At 69.3% G+C, this 25,762-nt stretch carries 24 protein-coding genes, 1 tRNA gene and 1 other RNA gene; 12 read left to right on the plus strand and 14 right to left on the minus strand.

Annotated features, from left to right (window positions below):
- Nucleotides 1-13 precede the first annotated feature (13 nt).
- On the minus strand, nucleotides 14-352 hold the full coding sequence (locus tag AC1MLT_RS05530) for a P-II family nitrogen regulator (protein WP_296307205.1): 339 nt from the start codon (nucleotides 350-352) through the stop codon (nucleotides 14-16).
- A gap of 192 nt (nucleotides 353-544) precedes the next feature.
- Here AC1MLT_RS05530 and AC1MLT_RS05535 point away from each other — a divergent pair, with 192 nt between their 5' ends.
- A complete protein-coding gene (locus AC1MLT_RS05535; RefSeq protein WP_481034259.1) occupies nucleotides 545-1,441 on the plus strand; it encodes a DMT family transporter in 897 nt (298 codons plus the stop codon).
- On the plus strand, nucleotides 1,438-2,676 hold the full coding sequence (locus AC1MLT_RS05540; protein ID WP_481034260.1) for a GNAT family N-acetyltransferase: 1,239 nt from the start codon (nucleotides 1,438-1,440) through the stop codon (nucleotides 2,674-2,676). The genes AC1MLT_RS05535 and AC1MLT_RS05540 overlap by 4 nt, the downstream gene beginning before the upstream one ends.
- On the opposite strand, the gene ppa is transcribed toward AC1MLT_RS05540, so the two are convergent.
- On the minus strand, nucleotides 2,664-3,191 hold the full coding sequence (gene ppa, locus AC1MLT_RS05545; protein ID WP_481034261.1) for an inorganic diphosphatase: 528 nt from the start codon (nucleotides 3,189-3,191) through the stop codon (nucleotides 2,664-2,666). The genes AC1MLT_RS05540 and ppa overlap by 13 nt on opposite strands.
- Before the next feature lie 286 nt (nucleotides 3,192-3,477).
- Here ppa and AC1MLT_RS05550 point away from each other — a divergent pair, with 286 nt between their 5' ends.
- Entirely contained in the window at nucleotides 3,478-5,547 is a 2,070-nt protein-coding gene (locus AC1MLT_RS05550; RefSeq protein WP_481034263.1) for a sodium-translocating pyrophosphatase, read from the plus strand.
- Between the two features lie 36 nt (nucleotides 5,548-5,583).
- On the opposite strand, the gene AC1MLT_RS05555 is transcribed toward AC1MLT_RS05550, so the two are convergent.
- Together AC1MLT_RS05555 and AC1MLT_RS05560 are read right to left on the minus strand one after the other, a co-directional pair.
- Nucleotides 5,584-5,865 carry a hypothetical protein gene (locus AC1MLT_RS05555; protein WP_481034264.1) on the minus strand — a complete coding sequence of 94 codons (282 nt, stop codon included), beginning with the start codon at nucleotides 5,863-5,865 and terminating at the stop codon, nucleotides 5,584-5,586.
- The gene (locus AC1MLT_RS05560; protein ID WP_481034265.1) at nucleotides 5,852-6,226 is read right to left on the minus strand and encodes a hypothetical protein; all 375 of its coding nucleotides are present in this window, start codon (nucleotides 6,224-6,226) and stop codon (nucleotides 5,852-5,854) included. Before AC1MLT_RS05560 ends, AC1MLT_RS05555 begins: the two co-directional genes overlap by 14 nt.
- Before the next feature lie 127 nt (nucleotides 6,227-6,353).
- On the opposite strand from AC1MLT_RS05560, the gene AC1MLT_RS05565 reads away from it, so the two are divergent.
- Nucleotides 6,354-7,787, plus strand: a complete 1,434-nt coding sequence (locus tag AC1MLT_RS05565) for an aldehyde dehydrogenase family protein (RefSeq protein ID WP_481034266.1) — start codon at nucleotides 6,354-6,356, stop codon at nucleotides 7,785-7,787.
- Nucleotides 7,788-7,798: 11 nt separating this feature from the next.
- On the opposite strand, the gene AC1MLT_RS05570 is transcribed toward AC1MLT_RS05565, so the two are convergent.
- A complete protein-coding gene (locus AC1MLT_RS05570; protein ID WP_481034267.1) occupies nucleotides 7,799-8,707 on the minus strand; it encodes a ZIP family metal transporter in 909 nt (302 codons plus the stop codon).
- A gap of 94 nt (nucleotides 8,708-8,801) precedes the next feature.
- Nucleotides 8,802-9,425: a superoxide dismutase gene (locus tag AC1MLT_RS05575; protein WP_481034268.1), complete on the minus strand. Its 624-nt coding sequence runs from the start codon at nucleotides 9,423-9,425 to the stop codon at nucleotides 8,802-8,804.
- Between the two features lie 171 nt (nucleotides 9,426-9,596).
- Here AC1MLT_RS05575 and moaA point away from each other — a divergent pair, with 171 nt between their 5' ends.
- Genes moaA through moeA form a run of 3 tightly spaced genes read left to right on the plus strand, consistent with a single transcriptional unit; the run spans nucleotide 9,597 to nucleotide 12,792 of the window.
- Nucleotides 9,597-10,784: a GTP 3',8-cyclase MoaA gene (moaA, locus tag AC1MLT_RS05580; protein ID WP_481034269.1), complete on the plus strand. Its 1,188-nt coding sequence runs from the start codon at nucleotides 9,597-9,599 to the stop codon at nucleotides 10,782-10,784.
- Complete coding sequence (gene mobA / locus AC1MLT_RS05585; RefSeq protein ID WP_481034270.1) at nucleotides 10,781-11,455, plus strand: molybdenum cofactor guanylyltransferase MobA; 675 nt, start codon at nucleotides 10,781-10,783, stop codon at nucleotides 11,453-11,455. The genes moaA and mobA overlap by 4 nt, the downstream gene beginning before the upstream one ends.
- Nucleotides 11,456-11,460: 5 nt before the next feature.
- Nucleotides 11,461-12,792, plus strand: coding sequence for a molybdopterin molybdotransferase MoeA (moeA, locus tag AC1MLT_RS05590; protein WP_481034912.1), 1,332 nt, complete (start codon nucleotides 11,461-11,463; stop codon nucleotides 12,790-12,792).
- Nucleotides 12,793-12,853: 61 nt separating this feature from the next.
- On the opposite strand, the gene rnhA is transcribed toward moeA, so the two are convergent.
- Nucleotides 12,854-13,303 (minus strand): ribonuclease HI, encoded by a 450-nt coding sequence (gene rnhA, locus AC1MLT_RS05595; RefSeq protein WP_481034272.1) that lies wholly within the window; start codon nucleotides 13,301-13,303, stop codon nucleotides 12,854-12,856.
- Entirely contained in the window at nucleotides 13,300-14,085 is a 786-nt protein-coding gene (locus tag AC1MLT_RS05600) for a class I SAM-dependent methyltransferase (protein WP_481034273.1), read from the minus strand. The genes rnhA and AC1MLT_RS05600 overlap by 4 nt, the downstream gene beginning before the upstream one ends.
- A gap of 19 nt (nucleotides 14,086-14,104) precedes the next feature.
- Here AC1MLT_RS05600 and gloB point away from each other — a divergent pair, with 19 nt between their 5' ends.
- Together gloB and AC1MLT_RS05610 are read left to right on the plus strand one after the other, a co-directional pair.
- Nucleotides 14,105-14,893: a hydroxyacylglutathione hydrolase gene (gene gloB / locus AC1MLT_RS05605; RefSeq protein WP_481034274.1), complete on the plus strand. Its 789-nt coding sequence runs from the start codon at nucleotides 14,105-14,107 to the stop codon at nucleotides 14,891-14,893.
- Nucleotides 14,890-16,530, plus strand: a complete 1,641-nt coding sequence (locus tag AC1MLT_RS05610; protein ID WP_481034275.1) for a transglycosylase SLT domain-containing protein — start codon at nucleotides 14,890-14,892, stop codon at nucleotides 16,528-16,530. The genes gloB and AC1MLT_RS05610 overlap by 4 nt, the downstream gene beginning before the upstream one ends.
- A 39-nt stretch (nucleotides 16,531-16,569) precedes the next feature.
- Here the strand turns inward: AC1MLT_RS05610 and AC1MLT_RS05615 are convergent, their stop codons facing one another.
- The 5 genes from AC1MLT_RS05615 to dnaX all read right to left on the minus strand — a co-directional run bounded on the left by AC1MLT_RS05615 (nucleotide 16,570) and on the right by dnaX (nucleotide 21,233).
- Entirely contained in the window at nucleotides 16,570-17,607 is a 1,038-nt protein-coding gene (locus AC1MLT_RS05615) for an ABC transporter substrate-binding protein (RefSeq protein ID WP_481034276.1), read from the minus strand.
- A 187-nt stretch (nucleotides 17,608-17,794) separates the two neighbouring features.
- The gene (locus AC1MLT_RS05620) at nucleotides 17,795-18,187 is read right to left on the minus strand and encodes an MAPEG family protein (RefSeq protein WP_481034277.1); all 393 of its coding nucleotides are present in this window, start codon (nucleotides 18,185-18,187) and stop codon (nucleotides 17,795-17,797) included.
- Nucleotides 18,188-18,202: 15 nt separating this feature from the next.
- Nucleotides 18,203-18,793 carry a recombination mediator RecR gene (gene recR, locus AC1MLT_RS05625; protein WP_481034279.1) on the minus strand — a complete coding sequence of 197 codons (591 nt, stop codon included), beginning with the start codon at nucleotides 18,791-18,793 and terminating at the stop codon, nucleotides 18,203-18,205.
- Nucleotides 18,794-18,823: 30 nt separating this feature from the next.
- Nucleotides 18,824-19,147, minus strand: coding sequence for a YbaB/EbfC family nucleoid-associated protein (locus AC1MLT_RS05630; protein WP_429590255.1), 324 nt, complete (start codon nucleotides 19,145-19,147; stop codon nucleotides 18,824-18,826).
- Nucleotides 19,148-19,220: 73 nt separating this feature from the next.
- Complete coding sequence (gene dnaX / locus AC1MLT_RS05635; RefSeq protein WP_481034280.1) at nucleotides 19,221-21,233, minus strand: DNA polymerase III subunit gamma/tau; 2,013 nt, start codon at nucleotides 21,231-21,233, stop codon at nucleotides 19,221-19,223.
- A gap of 129 nt (nucleotides 21,234-21,362) precedes the next feature.
- Between dnaX and ffs the strand changes: the two genes are divergently transcribed.
- An RNA gene (ffs, locus tag AC1MLT_RS05640) (signal recognition particle sRNA small type) lies at nucleotides 21,363-21,459 on the plus strand.
- Nucleotides 21,460-21,568: 109 nt separating this feature from the next.
- Here the strand turns inward: ffs and poxB are convergent.
- Nucleotides 21,569-23,293: a ubiquinone-dependent pyruvate dehydrogenase gene (poxB, locus tag AC1MLT_RS05645; protein ID WP_481034281.1), complete on the minus strand. Its 1,725-nt coding sequence runs from the start codon at nucleotides 23,291-23,293 to the stop codon at nucleotides 21,569-21,571.
- A 284-nt stretch (nucleotides 23,294-23,577) separates the two neighbouring features.
- Here poxB and AC1MLT_RS05650 point away from each other — a divergent pair, with 284 nt between their 5' ends.
- Entirely contained in the window at nucleotides 23,578-25,551 is a 1,974-nt protein-coding gene (locus AC1MLT_RS05650; protein WP_481034283.1) for a serine protease, read from the plus strand.
- Nucleotides 25,552-25,607: 56 nt separating this feature from the next.
- Nucleotides 25,608-25,681: transfer RNA gene (locus AC1MLT_RS05655), tRNA-Gly, on the plus strand.
- Nucleotides 25,682-25,762: the final 81 nt, after the last annotated feature.

The raw sequence follows: 25,762 nt of genomic DNA on the forward strand, positions 1-25,762 counted from the left end.
TCGGCCCCCGGGCTCAGACCGCGGCCTCGTCCTCTTCGCCGGTGCGGATGCGCACCACGCGTTCGACGCTGGTGACGAAGATCTTGCCATCGCCGATCTTGCCGGTGCGTGCGGCACCGATGATGGCATCCACGCAGCGATCGAGGTCGCCTTCGTTGACCACCACCTCGATCTTCATCTTGGGCAGGAAGTCGACCACATACTCGGCCCCGCGATAGAGCTCGGTATGCCCCTTCTGCCGGCCGAAACCCTTGACCTCCGTGACCGTGAGCCCGGAGACGCCGACCTCGGCCAACGCTTCGCGCACGTCGTCGAGCTTGAACGGTTTGACGATGACGGTGATGAGCTTCATGAATATCCTTCCTGAGGGTTCGGGGGCGACGCGCCAACGGATAGGTTAACGCGAATCGGCCGCCTGCCAGCACCGCCGGGCACACGCTGTTAATCTCGATCGGCGATGCGCACCTCATTTTCCGAATCCGCGGCAGGCGATCCTCCGGACGATCCCACCGCTTCGGCACGGCACCGGGTGCTGTGGCGATGGGTGAACGACCAAGCCTACGTGCTGCTCGTCTTCACGATGCTGATCTGGGGCGCGAATGCCGTCGCCGCACGTCTCGCCGTCGGCGAGATCTCGCCCATGGTGCTGACCTTCCTGCGCTGGACGGTCTGCTGCGCGGCCCTCCTGCTGACCTCCAGACGCCGGATCGCCGAGCACTGGCACGTCCTGCGACCGTCGTGGCGCCACATCGCGCTCATGGGCACCCTGGGCTTCACGGGTTTCAATGCGCTGTTCTACGCCGCGGCCCATCACACCACCGCCATCAACATCGCGATCATCCAGGGCACCATCCCGGTCTTCGTGCTGCTCGGCAGTCTGCTGGTCTTCGGCACGCGCATCGGCTGGGTGCAGGCGCTGGGGGTCCTGCTGACCCTGGCGGGCATCGTGGTCGTGGCATCGCAGGGGCACCTGGCGGCGCTGGCATCGCTGCGCTTCAACATCGGCGACCTCTGGATGATCGTCGGCTGCGTCTTCTACGCGGGCTACGCGCTCGGTCTGCGCCGGCGCCCGGCAGTGCCGGCGGTCGTCTTCTTCGCCGCGACGGCAGCGGTGGCGGCGCTGGTATCGCTGCCGCTGGTCGCCATCGAGATCGTGCGTGGCGAGGCATTCATGCCGACCCCGACCGGCCTGTTGCTGGTGCTTTTCATCGGCCTGCTGCCCTCCTTCGTCTCGCAACTGACCTTCATGCAGGCGGTCAGCCTGATCGGCCCGGCGCGCGCGGGCATGTTCCTCAACCTGGTGCCGATCTTCGGGCCGCTCCTGGCCGTCCTCGTGCTGGGCGAGCCCCTGTCGCCGTTCCATGCCGTGGCGCTCGCGCTGGTGCTGGGCGGCATCTACATCGCCGAACACCTGGGCGCCCGCGGGCGTCCGATCCCATGACCCCGTCCACCCCACCGACCCCGCCCACCCTGCGCATCCATGGCGACCCCGGCGACATCGATGCCGCCGACTGGAACCGCCTCCTCGCCGCCCAGGCCGCGCCCAGCCCCTTCATGCGCCATGAATACCTGGCCGCCCTGCACACCAGCGGCAGCGCGACGCCGGCGAGCGGCTGGACGCCGCAATTCGCCACCCTCTGGCGCGGCACGGCACTGGTCGCGGCCTGCCCGCTCTACGTCAAGGACCATTCCTATGGCGAGTACGTGTTCGACTGGGCCTGGGCCAATGCCTACGAGCAGCACGGCCTGCGCTACTACCCCAAGGCGGTCGTGGCGGTGCCGTTCACGCCGGTGCCGGGCGCCCGACTGCTCGCGCTCGACGCGGACAGCCGCACGCTGCTGGTCGATGGTCTCATCCAGTGGTGCCGCCAGGCCGGACTGTCATCGCTGCACCTGCTGTTCGGCGCCGACGAGGACATCGCCGCCAGCACCGAGGCCGGCCTGATGCTGCGCAACACGGTGCAGTTCCACTGGCACAACGCCGGCTATGCCGACTTCGAGACCTTCCTCGCCGGCCTGGCGCACGACAAGCGCAAGAAGATCCGCCAGGAGCGCCGCAAGGTGCGCGACGCGGGTGTCACCTTCAGATGGTCGCGTGGCGTCGACATCGCACGGGACGACTGGGATTTCTTCTATCGCTGCTATGCCCGCACCTATCGCGAGCATGGCAACGCTCCCTACCTGCAGCGCGACTTCTTCCACCGCATGGCCGAGACCCTGCCCGAGGCCTGGCTGCTGTTCATCGCCGAACGCGAGGGTCGACCGATCGCAGCCAGCCTGATCGCCCTGTCGGTCGACGGCAATGGTGCCGAGCCCGACCGGCCGCAGGCCGCGTACGGGCGCTACTGGGGAGCGGTCGAGCGCGTGGACTGCCTGCATTTCGAGGCCTGTTACTACCAGCCGCTCGAATGGTGCATCGCGCACGGCGTGGCGCGTTTCGAGGGCGGCGCCCAGGGCGAGCACAAGATGGCGCGCGCCCTGATGCCGGTCAGGACCACCAGCGCGCACTGGCTCGCGCATCCCTCGTTCGCCGATGCCGTGGAGCGCTTCCTCGAGCGCGAGGGCGCGGGCATCGGCGACTACCTGGAGCATCTGGAGGAGCGCAGCCCCTTCAGGATGGCGTCCCCCTCAACGACGACACCGTCGGCGGGAGACCCGGCCGCTCACTTGCCGTAGTTGGCGATGCCGTCGAGCACTTCCTTCTTGGCGGCTTCCAGGCCTTCCCAGCCCAGCACCTTGACCCACTTGCCCGCTTCCAGGTCCTTGTAGTGCTCGAAGAAGTGGCTGATGGCCTTCAGGCGCATCGGGTTCACGTCGTCGATCGAGTTCCAGTGGCTGTAGATCGGCAGCACCTTGGTGGTGGGCACGGCCAGCACCTTGCCATCGACACCGGCTTCGTCCTCCATCATCAGGATGCCCAACGGGCGGCACGGCACCACCACGCCGGGCAGCAGCGGATAGGGGGCGATGACCAGCACGTCGACCGGGTCGCCGTCGCCCGAGAGCGTCTGCGGCACGAAGCCGTAGTTGGCCGGGTAGTACATGGCGGTCGTCATGAAGCGATCGACGAACAGCGCGCCGGACTCCTTGTCCACCTCGTACTTGATCGGATCGGAATTCATCGGGATCTCGATGACCACGTTGAAGGAATCGGGAATGTTCTTGCCGGGGGAGACTTTGTCGAGGGACATGTTCGCTTGTCGGTGGAGTGTAAAAAAACGGAAGCCGGGGCGGCGCACGCCGCTGGAATGCGGCCCCGGGACAAACCCGCAGTTTACTTTCCGGACCGTCGCGGGCCGTCCGGACGACGAGTTTTGCCTGTAAATTGCCGCCGTTGGCCAATCGGTTTCCCTGCTACGCCGGGGCGGCGCCGAGGAAGCAACGCGACGGAAGGCACGAGGCCCGGACGCGTTGACGCTCGGGTATCCCGGCTTTCGTCTCCCGTGGTCCACCCGGCACGACAGGAGAACGAGTCCCATGATTGGCAACACCCCTCTCATCCTCGCCGGCGTCTGCGGCCTCGTCGCCGTCATCTACGGTGTCTGGGCGCGCAGCTGGATCCTCGCGCAGGACCCCGGCAACGCCCGCATGCAGGAGATCGCTGCGGCCATCCAGCAAGGCGCGGCCGCCTACCTGGCGCGGCAGTACCGCACCATCGCCATCGTCGGCGCGGTGCTGGCCGTGCTGATCGGCCTGTTCCTGGACATCGCCACGGCGGCCGGGTTCGTGATCGGGGCGGCGCTCTCCGGCGCCTGCGGCTTCATCGGCATGAACATCTCGGTGCGCGCCAACGTGCGGACCGCCCAGGCCGCGACGCGGGGCATCGGGGCGGCGCTGGACGTGGCATTCCGTGGTGGCGCGATCACCGGCATGCTGGTGGTCGGCCTGGGCCTGCTGGGTGTCACCGGCTTCTATGCCTTCCTGGCGCGTGGCGGGCTGCCCGCCGCCGGCGCGGGCCTGGCCGCCCTGCTCGATCCGCTGGTCGGCTTCGCCTTCGGATCCTCGCTGATCTCGATCTTCGCCCGGCTCGGGGGCGGCATCTTCACCAAGGGAGCCGATGTCGGCGCCGATCTGGTCGGCAAGGTCGAGGCCGGGATCCCGGAGGACGATCCGCGCAATCCGGCCGTGATCGCCGACAACGTGGGCGACAACGTCGGTGACTGCGCCGGCATGGCTGCCGACCTGTTCGAGACCTATGCCGTGACGCTCATCGCCACCATGGTGCTCGGCGCACTGCTGGTGACGGCGGCGCCCGCCAACGCGGTCCTCTACCCGCTGGCGCTGGGCGGGGTGTCGATCGTCGCCTCCATCGTGGGCTGCTTCTTCGTCAGGGCCAGGCCCGGGACGATCCATGTGATGCCGGCGCTCTATCGTGGCCTCGCGGTGGCGGGCGTGCTGTCGCTGGTCGCCTTCTGGTTCGTCACGGCCTGGCTGATCCCCGACGACGCCATCCGCCCCCAGGGCAGCGCGCCACGCCTGTTCGGAGCCTGCGTGGTCGGGCTGGTGCTGACGGCGGCGCTGGTGTGGATCACGGAGTTCTACACCGGCACGCAGTACCCGCCGGTGCGCCACATCGCGCAGGCCTCGACCACCGGACACGGCACCAACATCATCGCCGGCCTGGGCGTGTCGATGCGCTCGACGGCCTGGCCGGTGCTGTTCGTCTGCCTCGCCATCCTGGCGGCGCACGGGCTGGCCGGTCTCTACGGCATCGCGGTCGCGGCCACGGCGATGCTGAGCATGGCGGGCATCGTGATCGCCCTGGACGCCTACGGCCCCATCACCGACAACGCCGGCGGCATCGCCGAGATGGCCGAACTGCCCGCCAGCGTGCGCGCCGTGACCGACCCGCTCGACGCCGTCGGCAACACCACCAAGGCCGTGACCAAGGGGTACGCCATCGGCTCCGCCGGCCTCGCCGCGCTGGTGCTGTTCGCCGACTACACGCACCGGCTGGAGAGCTATGGCCAGACGATCCGTTTCGATCTCGGCGACCCGATGGTGATCGTCGGCCTGTTCATCGGCGGCCTCATCCCCTATCTCTTCGGCGCCATGGCCATGGAGGCGGTGGGACGCGCGGCCGGCGCGGTGGTGGAGGAGGTGCGGCGGCAGTTCCGGGAGATCCCGGGCATCATGGCCGGTACCGCGCGGCCCGAGTACGGCCGGGCCGTCGACATGCTCACCAGCGCGGCGATCAGGGAGATGATGGTGCCTTCCCTGCTGCCGGTGGTGGTGCCGATCGTCGTCGGATTGCTGCTGGGACCCCGGGCGCTGGGCGGGTTGCTGATGGGGACCATCGTGACCGGCCTGTTCGTGGCGATCAGCATGTGCACCGGTGGCGGCGCCTGGGACAACGCCAAGAAATACATCGAGGACGGCCACCATGGCGGCAAGGGCTCGGAGGCGCACAAGGCCGCCGTCACCGGCGACACGGTCGGCGATCCCTACAAGGACACCGCCGGCCCGGCCGTGAATCCGCTCATCAAGATCATCAACATCGTGGCGCTGCTGATCGTGCCGCTGGTGGCACGTCTGCATGGCGGGTGAGCGCAGGCCGACCGAGCGGCGGACCCGGCTCGCGCGTCATCCCTCCTCGGGCGTCGGTGCGGTGGGCGCGGCGACACCGCTTTCGCCGGCATCCAGCGCCTCCTGCAGCGCCTTGCAGGAAGGCGCGCAGACGCTCTGCGACTTGCCCAGCACCTGACGGGTCCGCATCTGCGAGCGCAGGCGATGCTTGCCGCACATGAAGCACGACATCGTCGCGCCGCTGAACGAGGCCGAGGCGCGGAAGGGCGAACCCGACGGCTTCGACTTGTAGCGCAGGCCGTCGGCCACCACGGCCGTCTTGACGTCAGCCTTGGACATCGGTGGCGCCCCGGTGGTCGGCATCGCCAGCACGACGCATGGCCCGCGCGAGGACGTCGCGCGCCTGCATCTCGGCGGCGAGCGACACGTCCAGCGACGTGCGGCACAGGCCGGCATGCGCGTAATTGACGTTTTCGTACAGTTCGGCCGCGGCCGGATACCGGTCGAGCAGTTGACCCAGCGCCGGTCCCGATTCGACATCGGCGAACTCGTGCACCAGATGCATCACGACCGAGCGGTACTGGTCGGCACCGACCGGCACGGCGCTGCGATCGAGCCGTTCGAGCAGATGCGCCAGCCTCTCGGCGATGTCCAGCCCGGCATGGGGTGCCTTGGAAGTGGAAGAGCGTGTTGCGTTCATGCGAAGCAATTGGGGCGCTTCGGGGACTTTGCAAGTGGCGTCGCGACCGGCCATCGCCGTACCATGCACGCCCGTGCGCGCGCCCGCGCCGTCGCTTCGTCCCCCCCTCCTCCAACGCCCATCCACCATGCAGTTCAACTACATCGCCAATGCCGCCGTGCCCTCCGCCTCGGGCCGCACGATCCCCGTCATCGATCCGTCCGACGGCCAGCCCTTCGACGAGATCCAGCGCAGCACCGCCGAGGACATCGATGCCGCCGTGCGCGCCGCGCGCGACTGTTTCGAGAACGTCTGGCACAAGGTCAGCGCCGCCGAGCGCGGCCGGCTCCTGTACCGGCTGTCGCAGAAGATCGCCGATCACGTCGACGAGCTCGCCGCCCTCGAGCAGCGCGACTGCGGCAAGCCGGTCAAGCAGGCGCGCGCCGACGCCCTGGCGCTGGTCCGCTATTTCGAGTTCTACGCCGGCGCCTGCGACAAGTTCCATGGCGAGACCATCCCCTACCAGGACGGCTACAGCGTCTTCACCTGGCGCGAGCCCCATGGCGTGACCGGCCACGTCGTCCCGTGGAACTATCCGATGCAGATCTTCGGCCGCAGCGTGGGCGGCGCCCTGGCCGCGGGCAACGTCTGCGTGGTCAAGCCGGCCGAGGATGCCTGCCTGTCCCTCCTGCGGGTGGCCGAACTGGCCGCCGAGGCGGGTTTTCCGGCCGGCGCGCTCAACATCGTCACGGGCTATGGCCACGAGGTGGGCGACGCGCTGGCCCGCCATGAAGGCATCGACCACATCAGCTTCACCGGCAGCCCCTCCGTCGGCACCCTGATCCAGCAGGTCGCCGCCGAGCGTCACTGCCCGGTGACCCTGGAACTGGGCGGCAAGAGCCCGCAACTCATCTTCGCCGACGCCGACCTGGGCGCGGCCGTGCCGGTGATCATCAACGCCATCGTCCAGAACGCCGGCCAGACCTGTTCGGCCGGCTCCCGCGTGCTGATCCAGCAGGACATCTACGAGCTGCTGCTGGAACGCCTGGGCCGCGCCTTCGAGGCGCTGCGGGTCGGACCGGCGGCCATGGACCTCGACGTCGGGCCGCTCATCCGCCAGTCGCAGCAGCAGCGCGTCTGGGACTTCCTGTCGGACGCCCAGGTCGCGGGCATCCCGATGGTGGCGCAGGGCGTGGTGGTCGACGAGGCACCCGAGACCGGCTTCTACCAGGCGCCGACCCTGCTGCGCGACGTGCCGGTCGATCACCGCCTGGCCCAGGAGGAGGTCTTCGGACCGGTGCTCGCGGCGATGTCGTTCCGCGACGAGGACGAGGCCATCGCCCTGGCCAATGCCACGCAGTTCGGACTGGTCTCGGGTGTCTGGACGCAGGATGGCGCGCGCCAGTTCCGCATGGCCAAGCGCCTGCGCACCGGCCAGGTGTTCATCAACAACTATGGTGCCGGCGGCGGCGTGGAGCTACCCTTCGGCGGCGTCAAGTCTTCGGGCTATGGTCGGGAGAAGGGCTTCGAGGCCCTCTATGGCTTCACCACGCTCAAGACCGTGGCCATCCGCCACGGCTGAGTCCGTCCCGGTCAGCCCAGGGCCGTGTCCAGCAGCATCATGAGCACGAAGCCGACCATCAGGCCGGCCGTGGCGAAGGCCTCGTGGCCCTTGCGGTGCGACTCCGGGATGATCTCGTGGCTGATGACGAACAGCATCGCGCCGGCCGCGAAGCCGAGGCCCCACGGCAGCAGCGCCGCCGAATAGCCGACGATGGCGGCGCCGAACACCGCGCCGATCGGCTCGACCAGGCCCGAGGCCATGCCCAGCGCCACGGCGAACGCTCGTCGATAGCCGGCCGACAGCAGGGCCACGGCGACCACCAGGCCCTCGGGCACGTCCTGGATCGCGATGCCGGTGGCCAGCGCGTTGGCGCGCACACCCTCGTTGCCGGCATAACCGACGCCGATGGCCAGACCCTCGGGAAGGTTGTGCAGCGCGATGGCGATGACGAACAGCCAGGTCCGGCGCAGTTTCTGCGCCGACTGGCCCTCGCGACCCTTGATGAAGTGTTCGTGCGGCAGCAGGCGGTCCATGGCCAGCAGCGCCGCGGCGCCCAGCAGGATGGCGATGCCGATGACGCTGCCCGCCGCCCAGCGGCCACCGCCGAAGACGCCGATCGACTTGGCCGCCTCCAGCCCCGGTATGACCAGCGAGAACGCGCAGGCCGCGAGCATCACGCCGGCGCCGAAGCCGAACAGCGTGTCCTGCACCCGGTCGGAGAGTCGCTGGGAGAACATCACCGGCACCGTGCCCAGCGCGGTCGCCATGGCGGCGATGGAGCCGCCGATGAGCGCCTGCATGATCACCGGGTTGGCGCTGGCGAGCTGCCAGGTCTGGGCCAGCACCCAGAGTCCGCCGACCACGAGGACGCCCAGTCCGATGCGTTCCCGCAAGGAGCGGGGCAGACGCACCAGAGGTGCCGAAGCCGGGTCTTTCATGGATCGATTCGCCTTCAGCGTTGCAGGTTACGGGACGTGGCGCGGGCCGGAACACCCGTCGGAGCCAGTCCCCTGCCCCACCGCGGTGGACCGGTCAGCCGCGGGCGGCGGCGAAGCGCCGGGCCACTTCGTTCCAGTCGACGACGTTATAGAACGCGGCGATGTACTCGGGGCGACGATTCTGATACTTGAGGTAGTAGGCATGTTCCCACACGTCCAGACCGAGGATCGGGGTGTTGCCCGAGCCGATGCCGGTCATGAGCGGGCTGTCCTGGTTGCCGCTGCTCTCGACGGCCAGCTTGCCGTCCTTGGACACCGTCAGCCAGGCCCAGCCGCTGCCGAAGCGCGTCAATGCCGCCTTGGTGAAGGCTTCCTTGAAGGCATCGAGGCCGCCGAGGTCGGCGTCGATCGCCTGCGCCAGTTCACCCGTCGGCGCGCCGCCGCCCTGGGGCGACATCACGGTCCAGAACAGGCTGTGGTTGGCGTGGCCGCCACCGTTGTTGCGCACCGGCGCCCGCAGCTTCTCCGGCAGCTGCTCGACACCCGCGATGAGCTGCTCGACGGGAACGTCGGCGTGCTCGGTGCCGTCGAGCGCCGCATTGAGATTGTTGATGTAGGTCTGATGGTGCTTGGTGTAGTGGATCTCCATCGTCTGCGCGTCGATGTGCGGCTCGAGCGCGTCGTAGGCGTAGGGAAGCTTGGGCAGTGCGTAGGTCATGAGACTCCTTCGTTGACGTTGATGACGGAACCAATCATCAGATGATAGTTATTCTTAACCAGGGTGTCGGACACCCCGCCTAGACCGTGCAAGGCGTCATCGTCGCCTACAGCCACGCAGTAACCACGCGAAGCCACCAGTTCGGGGCCTTGGGTTAAATTGCCCCGGCCCATGATCGAAACCTTCGTCTCTATCGCCGATATCGGCCGCGCATCGTTCCCGACGTCGTCTCCGTCACCCGGGACCGATCGGCCGCTGGCCTCCGATGGCGTCCTGATCGATCGACTGGGTCGCCCCCTGACCGACCTGCGCATCAGCGTCACGGACCGGTGCAACTTCCGCTGCAGCTACTGCATGCCCAAGGAAGTGTTCGACAAGAACCATCGCTATGTGCCGCATGCGGCGCTGTTGAGCTTCGAGGAGATCACGCGCCTCGCGCGCCTGTTCGCGGCGCAAGGAGTGCGCAAGATCCGCCTGACCGGGGGCGAGCCGCTCTTGCGCAAGGACATCGAGCGCCTGGTCGAACAGCTCGCCGCGCTGCGCACGCCCGATGGCCTGCCGCTCGACCTGACGCTGACCACGAATGGCTCGCTGCTCGCGCGCAAGGCCAAGGCCTTGAAGGCGGCCGGCCTGAACCGCGTGACGGTCAGCCTCGACGCCCTCGACGACGCCGTGTTCCGGCGCATGAACGACGTCGACTTCCCGGTGGCCGACGTGCTCGCCGGCATCGACGCGGCGCTCGACGCCGGCCTGGGTCCGGTCAAGATCAACATGGTGGTCAAGGGCGGCACCAATGCCCAGGAGATCGTGCCGATGGCGCGCCATTTCCGCGGCTCCGGCGCGACCCTGCGCTTCATCGAATACATGGACGTCGGTGCCACCAATGGCTGGCGCATGCACGAGGTCGTGCCATCGGCCGAGGTGGTGCGGCGCATCGCGGCGGAATTCCCGCTGGTTACGCTCGAGGCCAGCGCGCCCGGCGAGACCGCCCAGCGCTGGGGCTATGCCGATGCCGAGGGCCGCGCCGATCCGGCATTGGGCGAGATCGGCGTCATCAGCAGCGTGACGCGCGCCTTCTGCGGCGACTGCAGCCGCGCCCGCCTGTCGACCGAGGGCCGGCTCTACCTGTGCCTGTTCGGCAGCCGGGGCCACGACCTGCGTCCACTGGTGCGCGAGCAGGTCGGCGCCGACGGCCAGGTCGTGGCGGCGGCGAGCGACGAACGCATCCTGCAGGAGATCGCCGGCATCTGGCGGGGCCGGGCCGATCGCTATTCCGAGTTGCGCGCCTCGCGCCCCCCCGAACCGGCCGCCGATGCCGCGACGCCGCGCCGCGTCGAGATGAGCTACATCGGCGGATGACTCCGATCGGTCGCCAGGACATCACGGGTCTCGTGCTCGCCGGTGGCCGGGGTACCCGCATGGGTGGCATCGACAAGGGGCTGCAGGACTTCGGCGGCGTGCCGCTGGCGCTGCATGCCTTGAGCCGCCTGCGGCCGCAGGTGGGCCAGGTGGCCGTCAATGCCAATCGCGAGCAGCCGACCTACGAATCCTTCGGCGCGCCGGTCTGGTGCGACGACGTGCCCGATCATCCGGGCCCCCTCGCCGGCTTCCTGGCCGGCCTGGCGCGGTGCGAGACGCCGCTCCTGCTGACGGTGCCGTGCGACTCGCCGTTGTTCCCCCACGACCTCGCCACGCGCCTGGCGGCGGGACTCGTCGAGGCCGGGGCCGACCTGGCGGTGGCGGTCGCGCCGCAATCCGATCGGCATGGCATGCCAGTGCTGCGTCCACAACCGGTGTGCTGCCTGTTGCGCGTGAAGCTGCTCGATGACCTGCGATGCTTCGTCGCCGATGGCGGCCGCAAGATCGATGGCTGGACCGCCGCTCACCGCGTGGCGCTCGTGTCCTTCGACCGGCCGGGCGACGATCCGGATGCGTTCCGCAACGCCAACACGCTCGACGAGCTCGACGCCCTGCGCGCCCTCGCCGCCGGCACGACGCGCGCCACGACGACGGCCGGGCCGGCACCATGAGCCGCATCGCCGCCATCGCCGCCATCGCCGCCACGCTGCCTGGCCACGATCCCTCCGCCATGCATGTCGACGTCGCGCTCGCCTTCCTCGACCGGCTCGTCGCGCAGCCGGCCGCCCTGGCATCGCGTGAGCTGCCGTTGCGCGACGCGCTCGACCGCGTGCTGGCGGACGACGTCGTCGCGCCGGTCGACGTGCCCCCGCACGACAACTCGGCGATGGACGGCTATGCCTTCGATGGTGCCGTCCTCGCGGAGGCCGCGTCGGCCGATGGCCCGACCCTGCGCTTGCGCGTCGCCGCGGGCACCGCCCTGGCTGGCGGCGTGCGTGGCGTGGAGGTGGCTGCCGGCGAGGCCGTGCGCATCATGACGGGCGCCATGATGCCGGCCGGGCTCGACACCGTCGTGCCGCAGGAGCTCTGCCACGTCGCCGATGGCGGCGTGAGCTTTCCGCGCGCGGCCCTGGTCCGGGGCGCCAATCGCCGCCGCGCCGGCGAGGACCTGCGGGCCGGCCAGCCGGTGCTGCGCGCCGGCGACCGGCTGACGCCCGCCGCCCTCGGTCTGGCCGCCAGCATCGGCCGCGCCACGCTGCCGGTGCTCGACCGCCTGCGGGTGGCGTACTTCTCCACCGGCGACGAGTTGCTCGGTCCGGGCGAGGTGCCCCGCATGGGTGCCATCTACGACAGCAACCGCGCCGCGATGGGCGGGCTGCTGGCGCGCCTGGGTTGCGAGGTGGTCGATCTCGGACCGGTGCCCGATGCGCCGGTGGCGCTCGAGGCGGCCCTGCGCCGCGGCGCCCGCGAGGCCGATGCGATCGTCACCACCGGCGGCGTCAGCGCGGGCGACGCCGACCATACCCGCCGCGTGATGCGCGAACTCGGCGACGTCGCCTTCTGGAGCCTGGCGATCCGCCCGGGCCGACCGATGGCGGTCGGCTCGATCGCCGCGCCGGCGGCCACCCCCGGCGCGCCGGATCGGGAGGTCCTGCTGGTCGGCCTGCCGGGCAATCCGGTGGCCGCGATGGTCGCTTTCCTCGTCTTCGTGCGACCCGTGCTGCGCAAGCTCATGGGTTGCAACGAAGCCGCCTGCCGTCCGCCACCGTTGCTGCGCGCCCGCCTCGCGGCGCCGCTGCGAAAGCGCGCCGGTCGCACCGAATTCCCGCGTGGCTTCGTCGAGTCGATGCCGGGCGAATGGCCCCGGGTGCGGCTGGCCGACCACCAGGGCTCGGGCGTGCTGAGCTCGATGGCATCGGCCAACGCATTGGTGGTGCTCGGCCCGGAGACCGAGACCGTGGCGGCGGGCGAGCTGGTCGACGTGATGATGTTCGACGGCGCGATCTAGCCGCGCCACTGCGGCCGCGCGATGCCGGCGATCCGTCGGTGGCCCGGCCCGGGCGCGTGCCTCAGAGTCGGCCCTGGGCCCGCAGCACGCCCTTGTTGGCCAGCATGTCGGCGCGTTCGTTGCCCGGATCCCCCGAGTGCCCCTTGACCCAGCGCCACTCGATCTGGTGGCCGCTCTCGTGGACCAGCTTGTCCAGCCGCTGCCAGAGCTCGGCGTTCTTGACCGGCTGCTTGGTGGAGGTGCGCCAGCCCTTGGCCTTCCAGCCATGGATCCACTCGGTGATGCCCTGGCGCACGTACTGGCTGTCGAGGTAGATGACGACCTTGCAGGGCCGCTTGAGCGCGGCCAGGCCCTCGATGACCGCTTCGAGTTCCATGCGATTGTTGGTGGTGACGAGTTCGCCGCCGAAGATTTCCTTCTCCGTCGCGCCCGACTTGAGCCATGCGCCCCAGCCGCCGGGTCCGGGATTGCCCTTGCAGGCGCCGTCGGTGTAGATCTGTACTTCGGTCAACTGTCGTGTCCTTGGGAATCGAATGAGGGGGATGCGGGAGGCGCTTCGCGATGCATCCGGCCGGCGATGGGCACCGGCGCGCCGGCGCGCTGGACGGTGCGCCGCCAGTGGGCGCCACGCAGCCGCAGGCCGCGCACGCGCTTGACGGCGACCATGAAATAGACCGCGCCGAAGATCGGCCACCAGCGCTCGCCGGCGACGTCGAACCAGCGGAAACGCTCCAGCCACGCCTCGGTGCGGAACGCCGGCCGGTAGACGCCGAAGCGCACCGACTCGACCTCGAAACCGAGCAGGCGCAGCCAGTCGCGCATGCGCCAGTAGCCGATCAGGCCGGTCCCTTCGGGCAGGAAGAGTTCACTGAACCCCAGCCGCCTGCACAGGTGGGCGCGGCGCTGCCGCATGGCCCAGAGACTGGCCGGATTGAAGCCGCACAGCATCACCCGGCCCTCCGGCACCAGCACGCGCTCGACCTCGCGCAACGTGGCATGGGGATCCTGGCTCAATTCGAGAGTGTGCGGCAGCAGCACCAGGTCGAGGCTCGCGGCCTGGAACGGAAGCGCGTCGAATTCGGTCAGGAGCGCCGCGGCACGTCCCTTGCAAGGATCGGGATGCGCATCGGCGATCCAGCGGTGCGGCATGCGGTTGGCGCGCAGACCGTCGACGCCGGCGCAGCCGAGCTGCAGCGCGTGGTAGCCGAAGACATCCGACACGGCGTGATCGAACTGCAGCTGTTCCCAGGCCATCAGGTGGCGTCCTGGCGGGGTCGCGAACCATTCCTCCAAACCTATAATTTGACCGCTCATGACCCTCGTTCCGCTGCCCGCCCTCGCCGACAACTACATCTGGATGCTGCATGACGGGAGCCACGCGATCGTGGTGGACCCCGGGGAAGCCGAACCGGTGTTCGATGCGCTGGCGCGCGAGTCCCTGCAACTGTCGGCGATTCTAGTCACGCACCACCACGCCGATCACACCGGCGGCGTGGCCGCCCTGCGCGAGGCGACCGGCGCCACCGTCTTCGGCCCGGCACGCGAACGCATCCCGGCGCCCTGCATACCGCTCGCCCAGGGCGATCACGCCGAAGCCCTCGGCCTGCGTTTCGACGTGCTCGACATCCCGGGCCACACGGCCGGCCACATCGCGTTCTTCCTGCCATCCGATCCGACGCGCGACATCGCGACGCCGATCGTGTTCTGCGGCGACACCCTGTTCTCCGGCGGCTGCGGACGCCTGTTCGAAGGCACGCCGGCCCAGATGCTGGCATCGCTCGACGCCCTCGCCGCCCTGCCCGACGACACTCGCGTGTGCTGCGGCCACGAATACACACTTTCTAACCTGCGGTTCGCTCGCGCGGTGGAACCGTCGAATGTCGAATTGACTCACTACACCGCGCGGTGCGAAGCACTGCGTGCCAAGGGCCAGCCCACGCTGCCCGCCCGACTCGGCCTCGAACGCCGGATCAACCCCTTCCTTCGCAGCCGCGAAGCCCCCGTCCTTCAAGCGCTGCAGGCGCATGACGGGCTTGCCGCCGAGAGCGCGCAAGTCGACGTCTTCGCCGCGCTGCGCCAATGGAAAAACGATTTCCGATGAAACTTACGATCGCGGCCGTCCTGGCCGGTGCCCTCTTCCTCGCGGGCTGCGCCAGCAGCCCGACCTCCGTCGGTTCTCCCTCGGCCGGTGGCACGGCCCTCCAGAGCGGCACCGCCGCGCCGGTCTACCCCGACGGCAACCTCACCCCCATCACCGCCGGATCGACCTCCTCGCGCAGCGTCGCCCATCTGGCCCCGCCGGTCGACATGTGGGACCGCATCCGCCGCGGCTTCAAGATGCCCGACCTGGAGAGCGATCTGGTGCAGGACCAGGAGCAGTGGTACGCCAGCCGCCCGGACTATGTCCAGCGCATGACCGAACGCTCGAACCGCTACATCTTCCACATCGTCGAGGAGCTCGAGCGCCGCAACATGCCCACCGAGCTGGCGCTCCTGCCGTTCATCGAGAGCGCCTTCAATCCGCAGGCCGTCTCCAGCGCCCGCGCGGCCGGCATGTGGCAGTTCATGCCCGCGACCGGCACCGACTACGACCTCAAGCAGAACATCTTCCGCGACGACCGGCGCGACGTGCTGGCCTCGACCCGCGCCGCGCTCGACTACCTGCAGCGCCTCTACACCATGTTCGGCGACTGGCACCTGGCCCTGGCGGCCTACAACTGGGGCGAAGGGAGCGTCGGCCGCGCCATCGCCAAGAACCAGCGCGCGGGGCTGGCCACCGGCTACACCGATCTCTCCATGCCGGCCGAGACGCGCAACTACGTGCCCAAGCTGCAGGCGGTCAAGAACATCGTGGCCGATCCGCAGCGCTTCCGGGTCGAGCTGCCGGTGATCTCCAACCACCCCTATTTCCAGACCGTGACGCTCACGCGGGACCTCGACGTGGCGCTCGCCGCCAAGCTCGCCGACGTCCGTGTCGAGGACTTCCGGGCCCTCAATCCGGCGGCGCACAAGCCGGTGCTGCTGGCCGCCGGCACGCCGCAGCTGCTCCTGCCCTGGGACAACGCGGCCGTCTTCCAGCGCAACTTCGATGCCTACACGCAGGGCCAGTACGCGAGCTGGACCGCCTGGACCGTGCCCGACACCATGACCGTGGCCGATGCCGCGCAGCGCTCGGGCATGAGCGAGACCGACCTGCGCGCCATCAACAACGTGCCGCCGCGCATGCTCATCAAGGCCGGCTCGACATTGATCGTGCCGCGCAATTCGCGCGTGCTCGAGGACGTCGACGCCCTGGTCGCCGACACCGGTCACCTGAGCTTCCAGCCGGAGATCGTCACGCGCCGCACGCTGGTCCAGGCACGACGCAACGAGAGCGTCGCGAGCATCGCCCGGCGCTATCGCGTCAGCCCCGCCAGCGTCGCCGAGTGGAACGACGTCAAGCCGACCCATGCCTTCCAGCGCGGCTATCAGGTGGTGGTGTTCGTCCCGGTGCGGGCGGCCAGTTCGGCCCGCGTCGGCACCAGCATCTCGAACGCGCCCCGCGCGGTCGCCGCGCCCGCGCCCACCGTGGCGATCCCGGCGCAGAAGGGTGGCTCCCTCAAGCGGACGGTGTCGACCACGCCCAGGGCGGCCACGACGGCCGGCAGAAGACCCCCGGCCGCAGCCGCCGCGCGGCAACCCGTCGTGCGCAAGAAGGGCCAGGCCGCCGCCGCCCCCGCCACGAACAAGAAACGTTGACGACGCACGGCGCCGGACCGGCGTCGCCCCGGGCATGGCTCAGGCGTGGAACCGGTCCTTGGCGCGTTGCGCGAAGCGGTTGGTGTAGGTGCGGTCGAGATCGATGCGATCGGCCTGGATGGAGGGATCGAAGCTGCTCAAAGCGGCCAGTGCGGTCTTGGGTCCCTGGGCCGGCACCAGGCCGTCCACCGAGATGGCTTCGCGCATCTTGTCGAAGGCCGAGAGATACAGCGCGCGGTCGCCCAGCAGATAGGCTTCCGGCACCGTCTTGATGATGTCGCCCGGTCCCGCCGTCTGCAGCCACTTCAGCCCATGCACGACGGCATTGGCGATCGCCTGGCAGGTCCGGGGATGGCGTTGCACGAACTCGGCCGGCGCATACAGGCAGGCCGCTGGCATCGGCCCGCCGAACAGGTCGAGCGTGTCCTTGAGGGTGCGCGTGTCGCAGACGATCTTCACGTCGCCCTTCTGCTCCAGCATCGTCATCACGGGATCGATGTTGCTGATGGCGTCGACCTGGCCGCTCCGCATCGCCGCCAGTGCGCCGGCCGCCACGCCGACGCCGACATAGTTCGCATCGCCGGCATGCAGACCGGCGCGCGACAGCACCAGGCTGGCGACCATCTGGGTTGAGGCGCCCGGTGCGGAGACGCCGATCCTGCGGCCGCGCAGGTCGGCCACGCCGTGGTAGCCACCCAGGGTCCGGGTCGACACGCCCACGGCGATCTGCGGCGCGCGCGCCTGCAGCACGATCGATTGGAAATACTGGCCCTTGGACTGCAGGTTGATGGTGTGCTCGAAAGCCCCCGCGCCCAGGTCGGCGGTCCCACCGATCACCGCCTGCAGGGCCCGCGTGCCACCAGCGAAATCGGTGATCTCGACGTCGACGCCCTCGTCGTGGAAGTAGCCGAGCTGCTGGCTCACGGTCAGCGGCAGGTGATAGAACGCCGACTTGCCACCCACGGCCAGGACGACCCGGTTCTTCTCGAGCTTGGCCTGCGCCTGGACGCCGGGCAGCGCGATGGAAGCGGCGCCGAGCGCTGCGGCGGCATAGAGGAAGGTGCGGCGATTCATCATTGAGCGTTGGTTCCCCCCGAAGCCGCGCTCGTCGATCGCGCGCCGTCCGTTCGTCGTGTTCGTCTTTGTTACGGTCGAGCTTAAAGCGTGTGCTCACGCCAAGTCATCAGGAACATCCCCGTGCGGGTTTTCACGTGACGACGAAGGTATTGCTTTTGGTGGGTTGGCCCCCACCCTCCAAGCGCCTTCAGCGTCCGGCGAACAGGAGCGCGACGTTGGCGATGAAGCCCAGTGCCCATACCAGGCTGCGCGCGCCACCGATGCCCTTGACGTAGAGCCCGATGTAGATCACCCGCAGCAGCACGTAGGCGCCCGCGAGCAGATCGATGCGACCCTGCGCGGCACCGAGCTGATGCGCGATCACCACCGCGCCGATGAAGAATGGCAGGCCTTCGAAGCCGTTGGCCTGCGCCGCATTGGCGCGCGAGCGCCAGCCACTCTGCCGCGCCGCCCAGTCACGCGGCGCGTCGTTGTCGTTCAGTCCGTAGGCACCGGCCTTGGCCAGGTAGGCCGTCAGATAGGGCAGCACGGCGGCGATCAGCACGCACCAATAGGCCAGCGTCAGCGAGGGGAAGTTCATCGGGTGCTCTCTTCTTCAACGGCGGTCGACCAGCGCATGGGCGATGGTGCCCAGGTCGACATATTCGAGTTCGCTGCCGGCCGGCACGCCACGCGCCAGGCGCGTCACGGTCAGACCACGCTGGCGCAGGGCCTCGCCCACGACATGGGCCGTGGCCTCGCCCTCGGCGGTGAAGTTGGTCGCCAGGATGACCTCGCTCACGATGCCGTCGAGCGCACGGTCGAAGAGCTTCTGCAGGCCGATGTCGCGCGGCCCTATGCCGTCGAGCGGACTCAGGCGCCCCATCAGCACGAAGTAGTAGCCCCGGAAGGCGCCGGTGCGTTCGAGCGCCGCCTGGTCGGCGGGCGTCTCGACGACGCACAGCTTGGTGGCGTCGCGCCGGGGGTCGAGACAGACACTGCAGATCTCGCCCTCGGTGAAGGTGTTGCAGCGATCGCAGTGGCGCACGTGGGCCGCCGCCTGCTGCAATGCACGGGCCAGCAGGTCGGTGCCGGCGCGGTCGTGCTGCAGCATGTGGAAGGCCATGCGCGAGGCGGATTTGACTCCCACGCCGGGCAGCCGGCGCAAGGCCTCGACGAGGGCGTCGAGCGAACTGGCGTCAGCCATGGTGAGGCGTGGTCACGGTCACGACCGCGCTCAGAACGGCATCTTCATGCCGGGTGGCAGACCGGCGGTCAGCTTGCCCATCTTCTGCTCGCTCACCTCCTCGGCCTTGCGCACGGCGGCATTGAAGGCGGCGGCCACCAGGTCCTCCAGCATGTCCTTGTCGTCGGCCAGGAGGCTGGGGTCGATGGTGATGCGCTTGACGTCGTGCTTGCAGGTCATCAGCACCTTCACCAGACCGGCGCCCGATTCGCCCTCGACCTCGATGTGGGCCAGCTCCTCCTGCGCCTTCTTGAGGTTGTCCTGCATGGCCTGGGCCTGCTTCATGAGGCCGGCGAGTTGTCCCTTGTTGAACATGGTCTTGATCCTGGAAAAGTGGGTGTGGAAAAGAAGGAGTGAACGGATGGAAAACGCGAATCGATCGTCCGGCTCAGGCCGGCTTGAGCGAACCGGGGACGATCTTCGCATCCCAGTCGCGCATCATCGACTGCACCTCGGGGTCGTTGTGGATCGCCTCCTCCGCCGCGCGCTGGCGGGCGTCGGCGGCGAGCTTGTTGCGGCGCGCCGGACTGTCGGAGATGCCACCGATCTCGATGGTCAGCATCACGGCGTGGCCGAGACCGGCGAGCGCGGTCTGCAGCCGGTCCCGGCTGGCGGGCTGGTTGAGCGATTCGCGCTCGATGCGCAGCAGCCAGCGGTCGAGGTCGCGCGCGACGAGCTGCGACTGCAGGGCCAGCTCGCGCGCCAGCGCGGTGATGGCCTCGGCGACGACCAGCTGCGTGACGGTGGCGTGCCAGAAATCGCCGACCTCGCTCGGCTCGATCGCGTGCGAGGCGGCTGCCACCTCGGCGCCGGCCGTGCGTCGCACCGCGTTGCCGGCATCGACCACCGAGCGATCCTGCGGATGCTCGCGGCCAGCGGCGGCCGGCTGCACGCGCACCGGCATCGCCAGGACGCGATCGGCGTCCGGCGGTTCGTCGGGCGGCGCTGCGGCATCGACTCGCGCCGCATCGGCGACCGGCGTCTCGCGCACCGGCAGGCGATGGCCGTGCGGCGCCGTGGCGCGGGAGACGAAGGCGGGCGCCGGTGGGCGCATGGGCGCGGATGGCGCCGCGACGGGTGGAGGGGCCGGGGTGGGTGCGATGGCGGGTCGATGATCGGCATCGACTTCTCCTGCATCGGCATCGGCATCGACGGCTCCCTGGACGACCGCGTCCTGGCCGGCCCGGCCAGGCATCGCCGGCGCCGGCATGGCCGCCATCGGAGCATCAGGCTTCAGAGTTTTTTTTTCCGGCGCGGCGGCACCCGCCGTCTCGAGCGGCCGCGCGCCGGCCGGCTTGAAGGCCAGCAGGCGCAGCAGCACCATCGTGAGCGCCGCGTACTCGTCGGGCGCCAGGCCGAGTTCGCCCCGGCCATGCAGGCACAGGCTGTAGAGCAGCTGCGTCTCGTCGCCGGGCATCAGGGCGGCGAGCCGCGCGGTCTCGGCGGCATCGGGATCGCTGTCGTCCGCCACCGCCGCGGCGGCGCGCGACGGCACGGCCTGCAGCACGGCCATCGACTGCAGCACCGAGGTCATCTCCTCCAGCGTCGAGGCGGCGGCGATGCCATCGCGGCGCAGGGCCTCGGAGGTCTCGACGACCGTGTGCCCATCGGCACGCGCCAGCGCGTCGATCAGGCCGAACACGTGGCCCCGGTCGGCGCTGCCGAGCATCTGGCGCACGCCGTCCTCGCGCAGCGTGCCATTGCCGAAGGCGATGGCCTGGTCGGTCAGCGAGAGCGCATCGCGCATCGATCCGCGCGCCGCCCTTGCCAGCAGGCGCAACGCCTGCGGCTCGGCCTCGACGTGCTCGGTCGCCAGCACCTGGACCAGATGCTCCCGCACGGTCTCCGGCGCCATCGGGCGCAGGTTGAACTGCAGGCAGCGCGACAGCACCGTGACCGGCACCTTCTGCGGATCGGTGGTGGCGAGGACGAACTTCAGGTATTCGGGCGGCTCCTCCAGGGTCTTGAGCATCGCGTTGAACGCGGTGTTCGTGAGCATGTGGACCTCGTCGATCATGAAGACCTTGAAGCGCCCCTGCACCGGCTTGTAGACCGCCTGCTCCAGCAGGGCCTGCACCTCGTCGACACCCCGGTTGGAGGCGGCATCGAGTTCGGTGTAGTCGACGAAGCGGCCGGCATCGATGTCGACGCAGGCCTGGCACACGCCGCACGGATGGGCCGTGATGCCGCCCCGGCCATCGGGCCCCTGGCAGTTCAGCGACTTGGCCAGGACGCGCGAGACGGTCGTCTTGCCGACGCCGCGCGTGCCGGTGAACAGATAGGCGTGATGCAGCCGCCCGGTCGTCAGCGCATTGGACAGGGCCTGCACCACGTGCTCCTGACCGACCATCTCCTCGAAGTTGCGGGGCCGGTATTTGCGAGCGAGCACGAGATAGGACATTGGTGCGATTTTACGTGTGGCGGCGAAGCCATCGGATCACCACGGCGATGCGGACGCGGGCGTCGCGACGGGCTTTCGCAATGCCCGGAACCGGCCAGGGACAAGTCGCGTCGGTTTAGAATGCGCTCTGACGGGCCTCCCCGCATGGTGAAGCGGCCAACCGGGTCAGGTGGGGAACCAAGCAGCCCTAACTGCGTAGCCAGTGCCGGGGGTAAGGCTCGTCAACCTCATTCAATGTCCGCCTGGATCCAGGCGCTCCGCATCACCGGAGCCCTTCAGGCGGACCCTCCTCCCTCCAGCGTCCCGCCACCCTGCCCCCGACGCGCCGACCCCGGTCAGCGCAGCAGGTTGGTCTTCGCCAGTTCCAGCACCTCGTCCCCACGGCCCGACAGGATCGCGCGCAACGCGTACAGGCTGAAGCCCTTGGCCTGCTCGGCCTGGATCTTCGGCGGCATGATCAGCTCCTGCCGCGCCGCCACGACATCGATCAGCACCGGGCCGTCGTGCGCGAAGGCCGCCTCCAATGCCGGTCGCAATGTCTCCGAATCCTCGACGCGAAGGCCCAGCAGGCCGATGGCATTGGCCATGGCCGCGAAGTCCGGGTTCTTCAGCGCCACGTTGGTCGACAGGTAGCCCGCCGCCTTCATCTCCATCTCGACGAAATCGAGCGAGCCGTTGTTGAGCACCACGATCTTGATCGGCAGGCGCAATTGGACCGCGCTGAGCAGGTCGCCCATCAGCATCGCGAAGCCGCCGTCGCCGGACATCGAGATCACCTGCCGTCCCGGGAACGCGGCCTGCGCGCCCAGGGCCTGCGGCATCGCGTTGGCCATGGAGCCGTGGTTGAACGATCCGATCAGGCGTCGCCGGCCGTTCATGCGGAAGTACCGTGCGGCCCACACCACCGGCGTGCCGACATCGGCGGTGAAGATGGCATCGTCGGCCGCCAGCGCGTCGACCATCTTCGAGACATATTGCGGATGCAGCGGCTGGCCCGCCTCGCGCGGCGTCGCCAGGTCGTCCAGGCTCTTCTGCACCTCCTGGAAGCTCCGGCGCGCCGCGTCGAGGAAGGCGCGCGAGCGGCCCTCGCCGATCTCCGGCGCCAACAGGGCCGCGAACTCCCTCACGTCGGCGACCACGCCCAGCGTCAGGGCCGTGCGCCGGCCGAGCGCCGATGGGTCGCGGTCGACCTGGATGACCTTGGCGTCCTTCGGGTAGAAGGCGCGATACGGGAAATCGGTGCCCAGCATCAGCAGCACCTCGCAGTCCATCACCGCGTCGTACCCCGACGACAGTCCGATCAGGCCGGTCATGCCGACGTCGAAGGGGTTGTCCCATTCGACATGTTCCTTGCCGCGATAGGCATGGACGATGGGAGCGGCCAGCCGGTCGGCCAGCACCATCAGTTCGGCATGCGCGCCGGCACAGCCGGCGCCGGCCAGGATCGTCACCTTGGAAGCACCCTCCAGCACGTCGACCGCCCGCGCGATCTCGGCGCGGGCCGGCACCAGGCGCGGCGCCGCCAGCGCCGGGAATTCCGTCGAGACACCCTTGGGCATCTCCAGCAGCGAGACATCGCCCGGCACCACCAGAACGGCCACGCCGTTCTGTCCGATGGCCGTGCGCAGGGCCCGGTGCAGCAGTTCGGGCAGCTGCTGCGCACTGGTCAGCATCTCGCAGAAATGGCTGCATTCGCGGAACAGGTCGGTCGGATGCGTCTCCTGGAAGTACGACAGGCCGATCTCGGAGGTCGGGATGTGGCTGGCGATGGCCAGCACCGGCACCCGGCTGCGATGGCAGTCGAACAAGCCGTTGATCAGATGCAGGTTGCCCGGCCCGCAGCTGCCGGCGCACACCGCCAGCCTGCCCGTCGCCGCCGCCTCGGCGCCGGCCGCGAAGGCGCCCGCCTCCTCGTGGCGCACATGCATGAACTCGATGCCGCCATGCGCGCGCAGGGCGTCGTTGATCGCATTGAGGCTGTCGCCCGTGACGCCCCACATGCGTTCGACGCCGACGTTGGCGAGGGTCTTGACGATGAAATCGGCGATCGTGTCGGCCATGGAAGAGGCGGCTCCGGTGGATGGATGGGAGGGTCATCTTCCGATGCCGCGAGGTCGCGCGCCGGCAGGACCGGACCGCGTCGTCGTGTCTGCGGAACGACCGCCCGGCACCGGCTGGCGGCGGCTCCGATCTCGGAGCATTCCAGCGCTGCAGCCTCAGTGGAACGCACGACACTGAAAAGCGCCCGGCCGCGTTCGCGGGCCCGCATGCCGGCGTGGTCGGGGCGGCTTCATCACAGGGGGATCCGGGGATGGCAACAGCTTGTGGCAGGTGGGTCGCCGCGATGTGGATGGCTCTCGCGCTGGTCGCGTGCGGCGGGGATGGCGGTGGTGGGGACCGCGCCTCGGCGCCCGCAGCGGGCGATGGCGGTGGCGCGACCGTCGTGGGCGCCGCCACGCCGGCGGCGGCACCCGTCGCACTGATCGAGCCGCTGGTCCGCACGGCGCTCCAGACGCAGGACGTGTCGCCGTTCCGTCCCCGCCGGTCCGAGCGCGGCCTGATGGCGTCGCAGGTCGTGCTGCCGCCGCTCGACGAGGAGGAGGAGCGGAGGAGAACACTGATGCCGACCGCGATCTCGCTGGGCGCCGAGAGCGGCGCCCCGACCCGGATCGGCATCGGTCGAGCGATTCCCGCGACGTCGAGCAGGACCGGTGTCACGGCACTGCTCGACTGGGTCCCGTCCTCGAACGGTGGACGGATCGCGGCCTTGACCTTCCGCTCGACGAACGCGAGCGGTGTCCGGCTGGGCCTGCTGGTGCGCGACCTGCCGATGGCAGCGGTCGTGCGCTTCCACGTCCCCGGAAGCGCCACCGCGTTCGAAGTGGCGGCTCGGGAGATCCTCGATCTCATCCAGCGCAACCTGGATGCGGGCGACACGACCGATGCGGCACGCACCTACTGGTCCCCCGACCTGGGCGGCGACGAAGTGACGATGGAGATCGAGGTGCCCGCGGGCGTGGACCCGGCGACGACCGACCTGTCGGTGCCCTCGCTCTCGCACATCCATCGACGCCTGGGAGAACCCCAGGAGGTCCGCGACCCGAGCCGCGATCTCGGCGACTCCGGCGCCTGCCAGCGGAATGTGACCTGCGATCCGGCCTACGAGCGCGAGAGCCGGTCGGTGGCATTGATGTCCTTCGTCGACGATGGCGATTCGTACACCTGCACCGGCACGCTGATGAACGACCGGGCGTCGTCGGGCACGCCCTACTTCCTGACCGCCAGGCACTGCATCGGCCAGCAGACGGTGGCCTCGACACTGATCACCCTGTGGTTCGCGCGGGCGTCCGCCTGCGCCAACGCGATCCCGCTGCCAAGCCTGACGCTGGTGGCGGGCGGGGCGGCGCTCCTGTATGCCGGCGCGGACACCGACACGTCGTTCATGCGGCTCAACGCGACCCCTCCGACGGGCGCCATCCATGCCGGATCGAGCCCCTTCGCGGCGGAACTGTTCAAGGAGGTGTTCACGTTGCACCATCCTTCGGGCGACCTGCAGAAGCTGAACCTGGGCTATCTGTGGGGCTTCGCATCCTGCACGCCCAGCGGTGCCTCCGATACCTTCAGCTGCGCGAACGCCAGTCCGACCATCGCCAACTACCTGCTCGCCACGTGGCAGCAAGGCGCCACCGAGGCGGGCAGCAGCGGGTACGGCCTGTTCACGCGGCTCAATGGCACCAGCTACCTGATCGGTCAGTTGCGTGGCGGCGCCTCGTCGTGCGTCAACCGGATCGGACTGGATGGCTACGGTCGCTTCGACCGGGCCTACCAGGCCGCGCTTTCCCAATGGCTGAATCGAGCATCCGACACCATCCGGACGCCCGTCTTCCGCTTCTACAACATCGGGACGGCGACCCATTTCTACACGACCGATGCCGTCGAACGAGACCGCACGATCGACAAGTACGGTGCCACCTTCATCTACGAGGGCCCGGTGTTCCATGCCTATGGCGCCCGAGCGACGGGATCGAGTCCGGTCTATCGCTTCTACAACCCGCGCACCAACTCCCACTTCTACACCATCAGCGACAGCGAGCGCGCCAACGTCGTGGCGCGCTATCCCTGGTTCGCATTCGAGGGTACCGGCTGGTTCGCCAACGTCGGTGCCGGCGCGGGCTCGATGCCCGTCTTCCGCTTCTACAACACATGGACCGGCACGCACTTCTACACGATCAGCGCCGCCGAGCGAGACACGGTGCGGCAACGATATCCGCAGTTCCTCTATGAAGGCGCCGTCTACGAGGCCTGGACCGCGCCCTGAGATCGGCCTGTCGGCGTCGAGAGCGATGCCGGAGCGACGGTAGAATCGCGGCCGATGCGGGTGTAGTTCAATGGTAGAACGGCAGCTTCCCAAGCTTCATACGAGGGTTCGATTCCCTTCACCCGCTCCAACGGTTTCCTAGCCTCTGCGCTGGGAGCCGCGCCCAGCTTAAGTCTCGGGCACTTTCGATGTGTTCCCAGGGTGTGTCACA

The sequence above is a fragment of the Variovorax sp. PEI5 genome (assembly GCF_056679935.1).

What these genes read in the sequence shown, in the direction of transcription:
- AC1MLT_RS05530 (WP_296307205.1), bottom strand. Translation starts at nt 352, where the DNA reads ATGAAGCTCATCACCGTCATCGTCAAACCGTTCAAGCTCGACGACGTG.
- AC1MLT_RS05540 (WP_481034260.1), top strand. Translation starts at nt 1,438, where the DNA reads ATGACCCCGTCCACCCCACCGACCCCGCCCACCCTGCGCATCCATGGC.
- ppa (WP_481034261.1), bottom strand. Translation starts at nt 3,191, where the DNA reads ATGTCCCTCGACAAAGTCTCCCCCGGCAAGAACATTCCCGATTCCTTC.
- AC1MLT_RS05550 (WP_481034263.1), top strand. Translation starts at nt 3,478, where the DNA reads ATGATTGGCAACACCCCTCTCATCCTCGCCGGCGTCTGCGGCCTCGTC.
- AC1MLT_RS05555 (WP_481034264.1), bottom strand. Translation starts at nt 5,865, where the DNA reads ATGTCCAAGGCTGACGTCAAGACGGCCGTGGTGGCCGACGGCCTGCGC.
- AC1MLT_RS05560 (WP_481034265.1), bottom strand. Translation starts at nt 6,226, where the DNA reads ATGAACGCAACACGCTCTTCCACTTCCAAGGCACCCCATGCCGGGCTG.
- AC1MLT_RS05565 (WP_481034266.1), top strand. Translation starts at nt 6,354, where the DNA reads ATGCAGTTCAACTACATCGCCAATGCCGCCGTGCCCTCCGCCTCGGGC.
- AC1MLT_RS05570 (WP_481034267.1), bottom strand. Translation starts at nt 8,707, where the DNA reads ATGAAAGACCCGGCTTCGGCACCTCTGGTGCGTCTGCCCCGCTCCTTG.
- AC1MLT_RS05575 (WP_481034268.1), bottom strand. Translation starts at nt 9,425, where the DNA reads ATGACCTACGCACTGCCCAAGCTTCCCTACGCCTACGACGCGCTCGAG.
- moaA (WP_481034269.1), top strand. Translation starts at nt 9,597, where the DNA reads ATGATCGAAACCTTCGTCTCTATCGCCGATATCGGCCGCGCATCGTTC.
- mobA (WP_481034270.1), top strand. Translation starts at nt 10,781, where the DNA reads ATGACTCCGATCGGTCGCCAGGACATCACGGGTCTCGTGCTCGCCGGT.
- gloB (WP_481034274.1), top strand. Translation starts at nt 14,105, where the DNA reads ATGACCCTCGTTCCGCTGCCCGCCCTCGCCGACAACTACATCTGGATG.
- AC1MLT_RS05610 (WP_481034275.1), top strand. Translation starts at nt 14,890, where the DNA reads ATGAAACTTACGATCGCGGCCGTCCTGGCCGGTGCCCTCTTCCTCGCG.
- AC1MLT_RS05615 (WP_481034276.1), bottom strand. Translation starts at nt 17,607, where the DNA reads ATGATGAATCGCCGCACCTTCCTCTATGCCGCCGCAGCGCTCGGCGCC.
- AC1MLT_RS05620 (WP_481034277.1), bottom strand. Translation starts at nt 18,187, where the DNA reads ATGAACTTCCCCTCGCTGACGCTGGCCTATTGGTGCGTGCTGATCGCC.
- recR (WP_481034279.1), bottom strand. Translation starts at nt 18,793, where the DNA reads ATGGCTGACGCCAGTTCGCTCGACGCCCTCGTCGAGGCCTTGCGCCGG.
- AC1MLT_RS05630 (WP_429590255.1), bottom strand. Translation starts at nt 19,147, where the DNA reads ATGTTCAACAAGGGACAACTCGCCGGCCTCATGAAGCAGGCCCAGGCC.
- dnaX (WP_481034280.1), bottom strand. Translation starts at nt 21,233, where the DNA reads ATGTCCTATCTCGTGCTCGCTCGCAAATACCGGCCCCGCAACTTCGAG.
- poxB (WP_481034281.1), bottom strand. Translation starts at nt 23,293, where the DNA reads ATGGCCGACACGATCGCCGATTTCATCGTCAAGACCCTCGCCAACGTC.
- AC1MLT_RS05650 (WP_481034283.1), top strand. Translation starts at nt 23,578, where the DNA reads ATGTGGATGGCTCTCGCGCTGGTCGCGTGCGGCGGGGATGGCGGTGGT.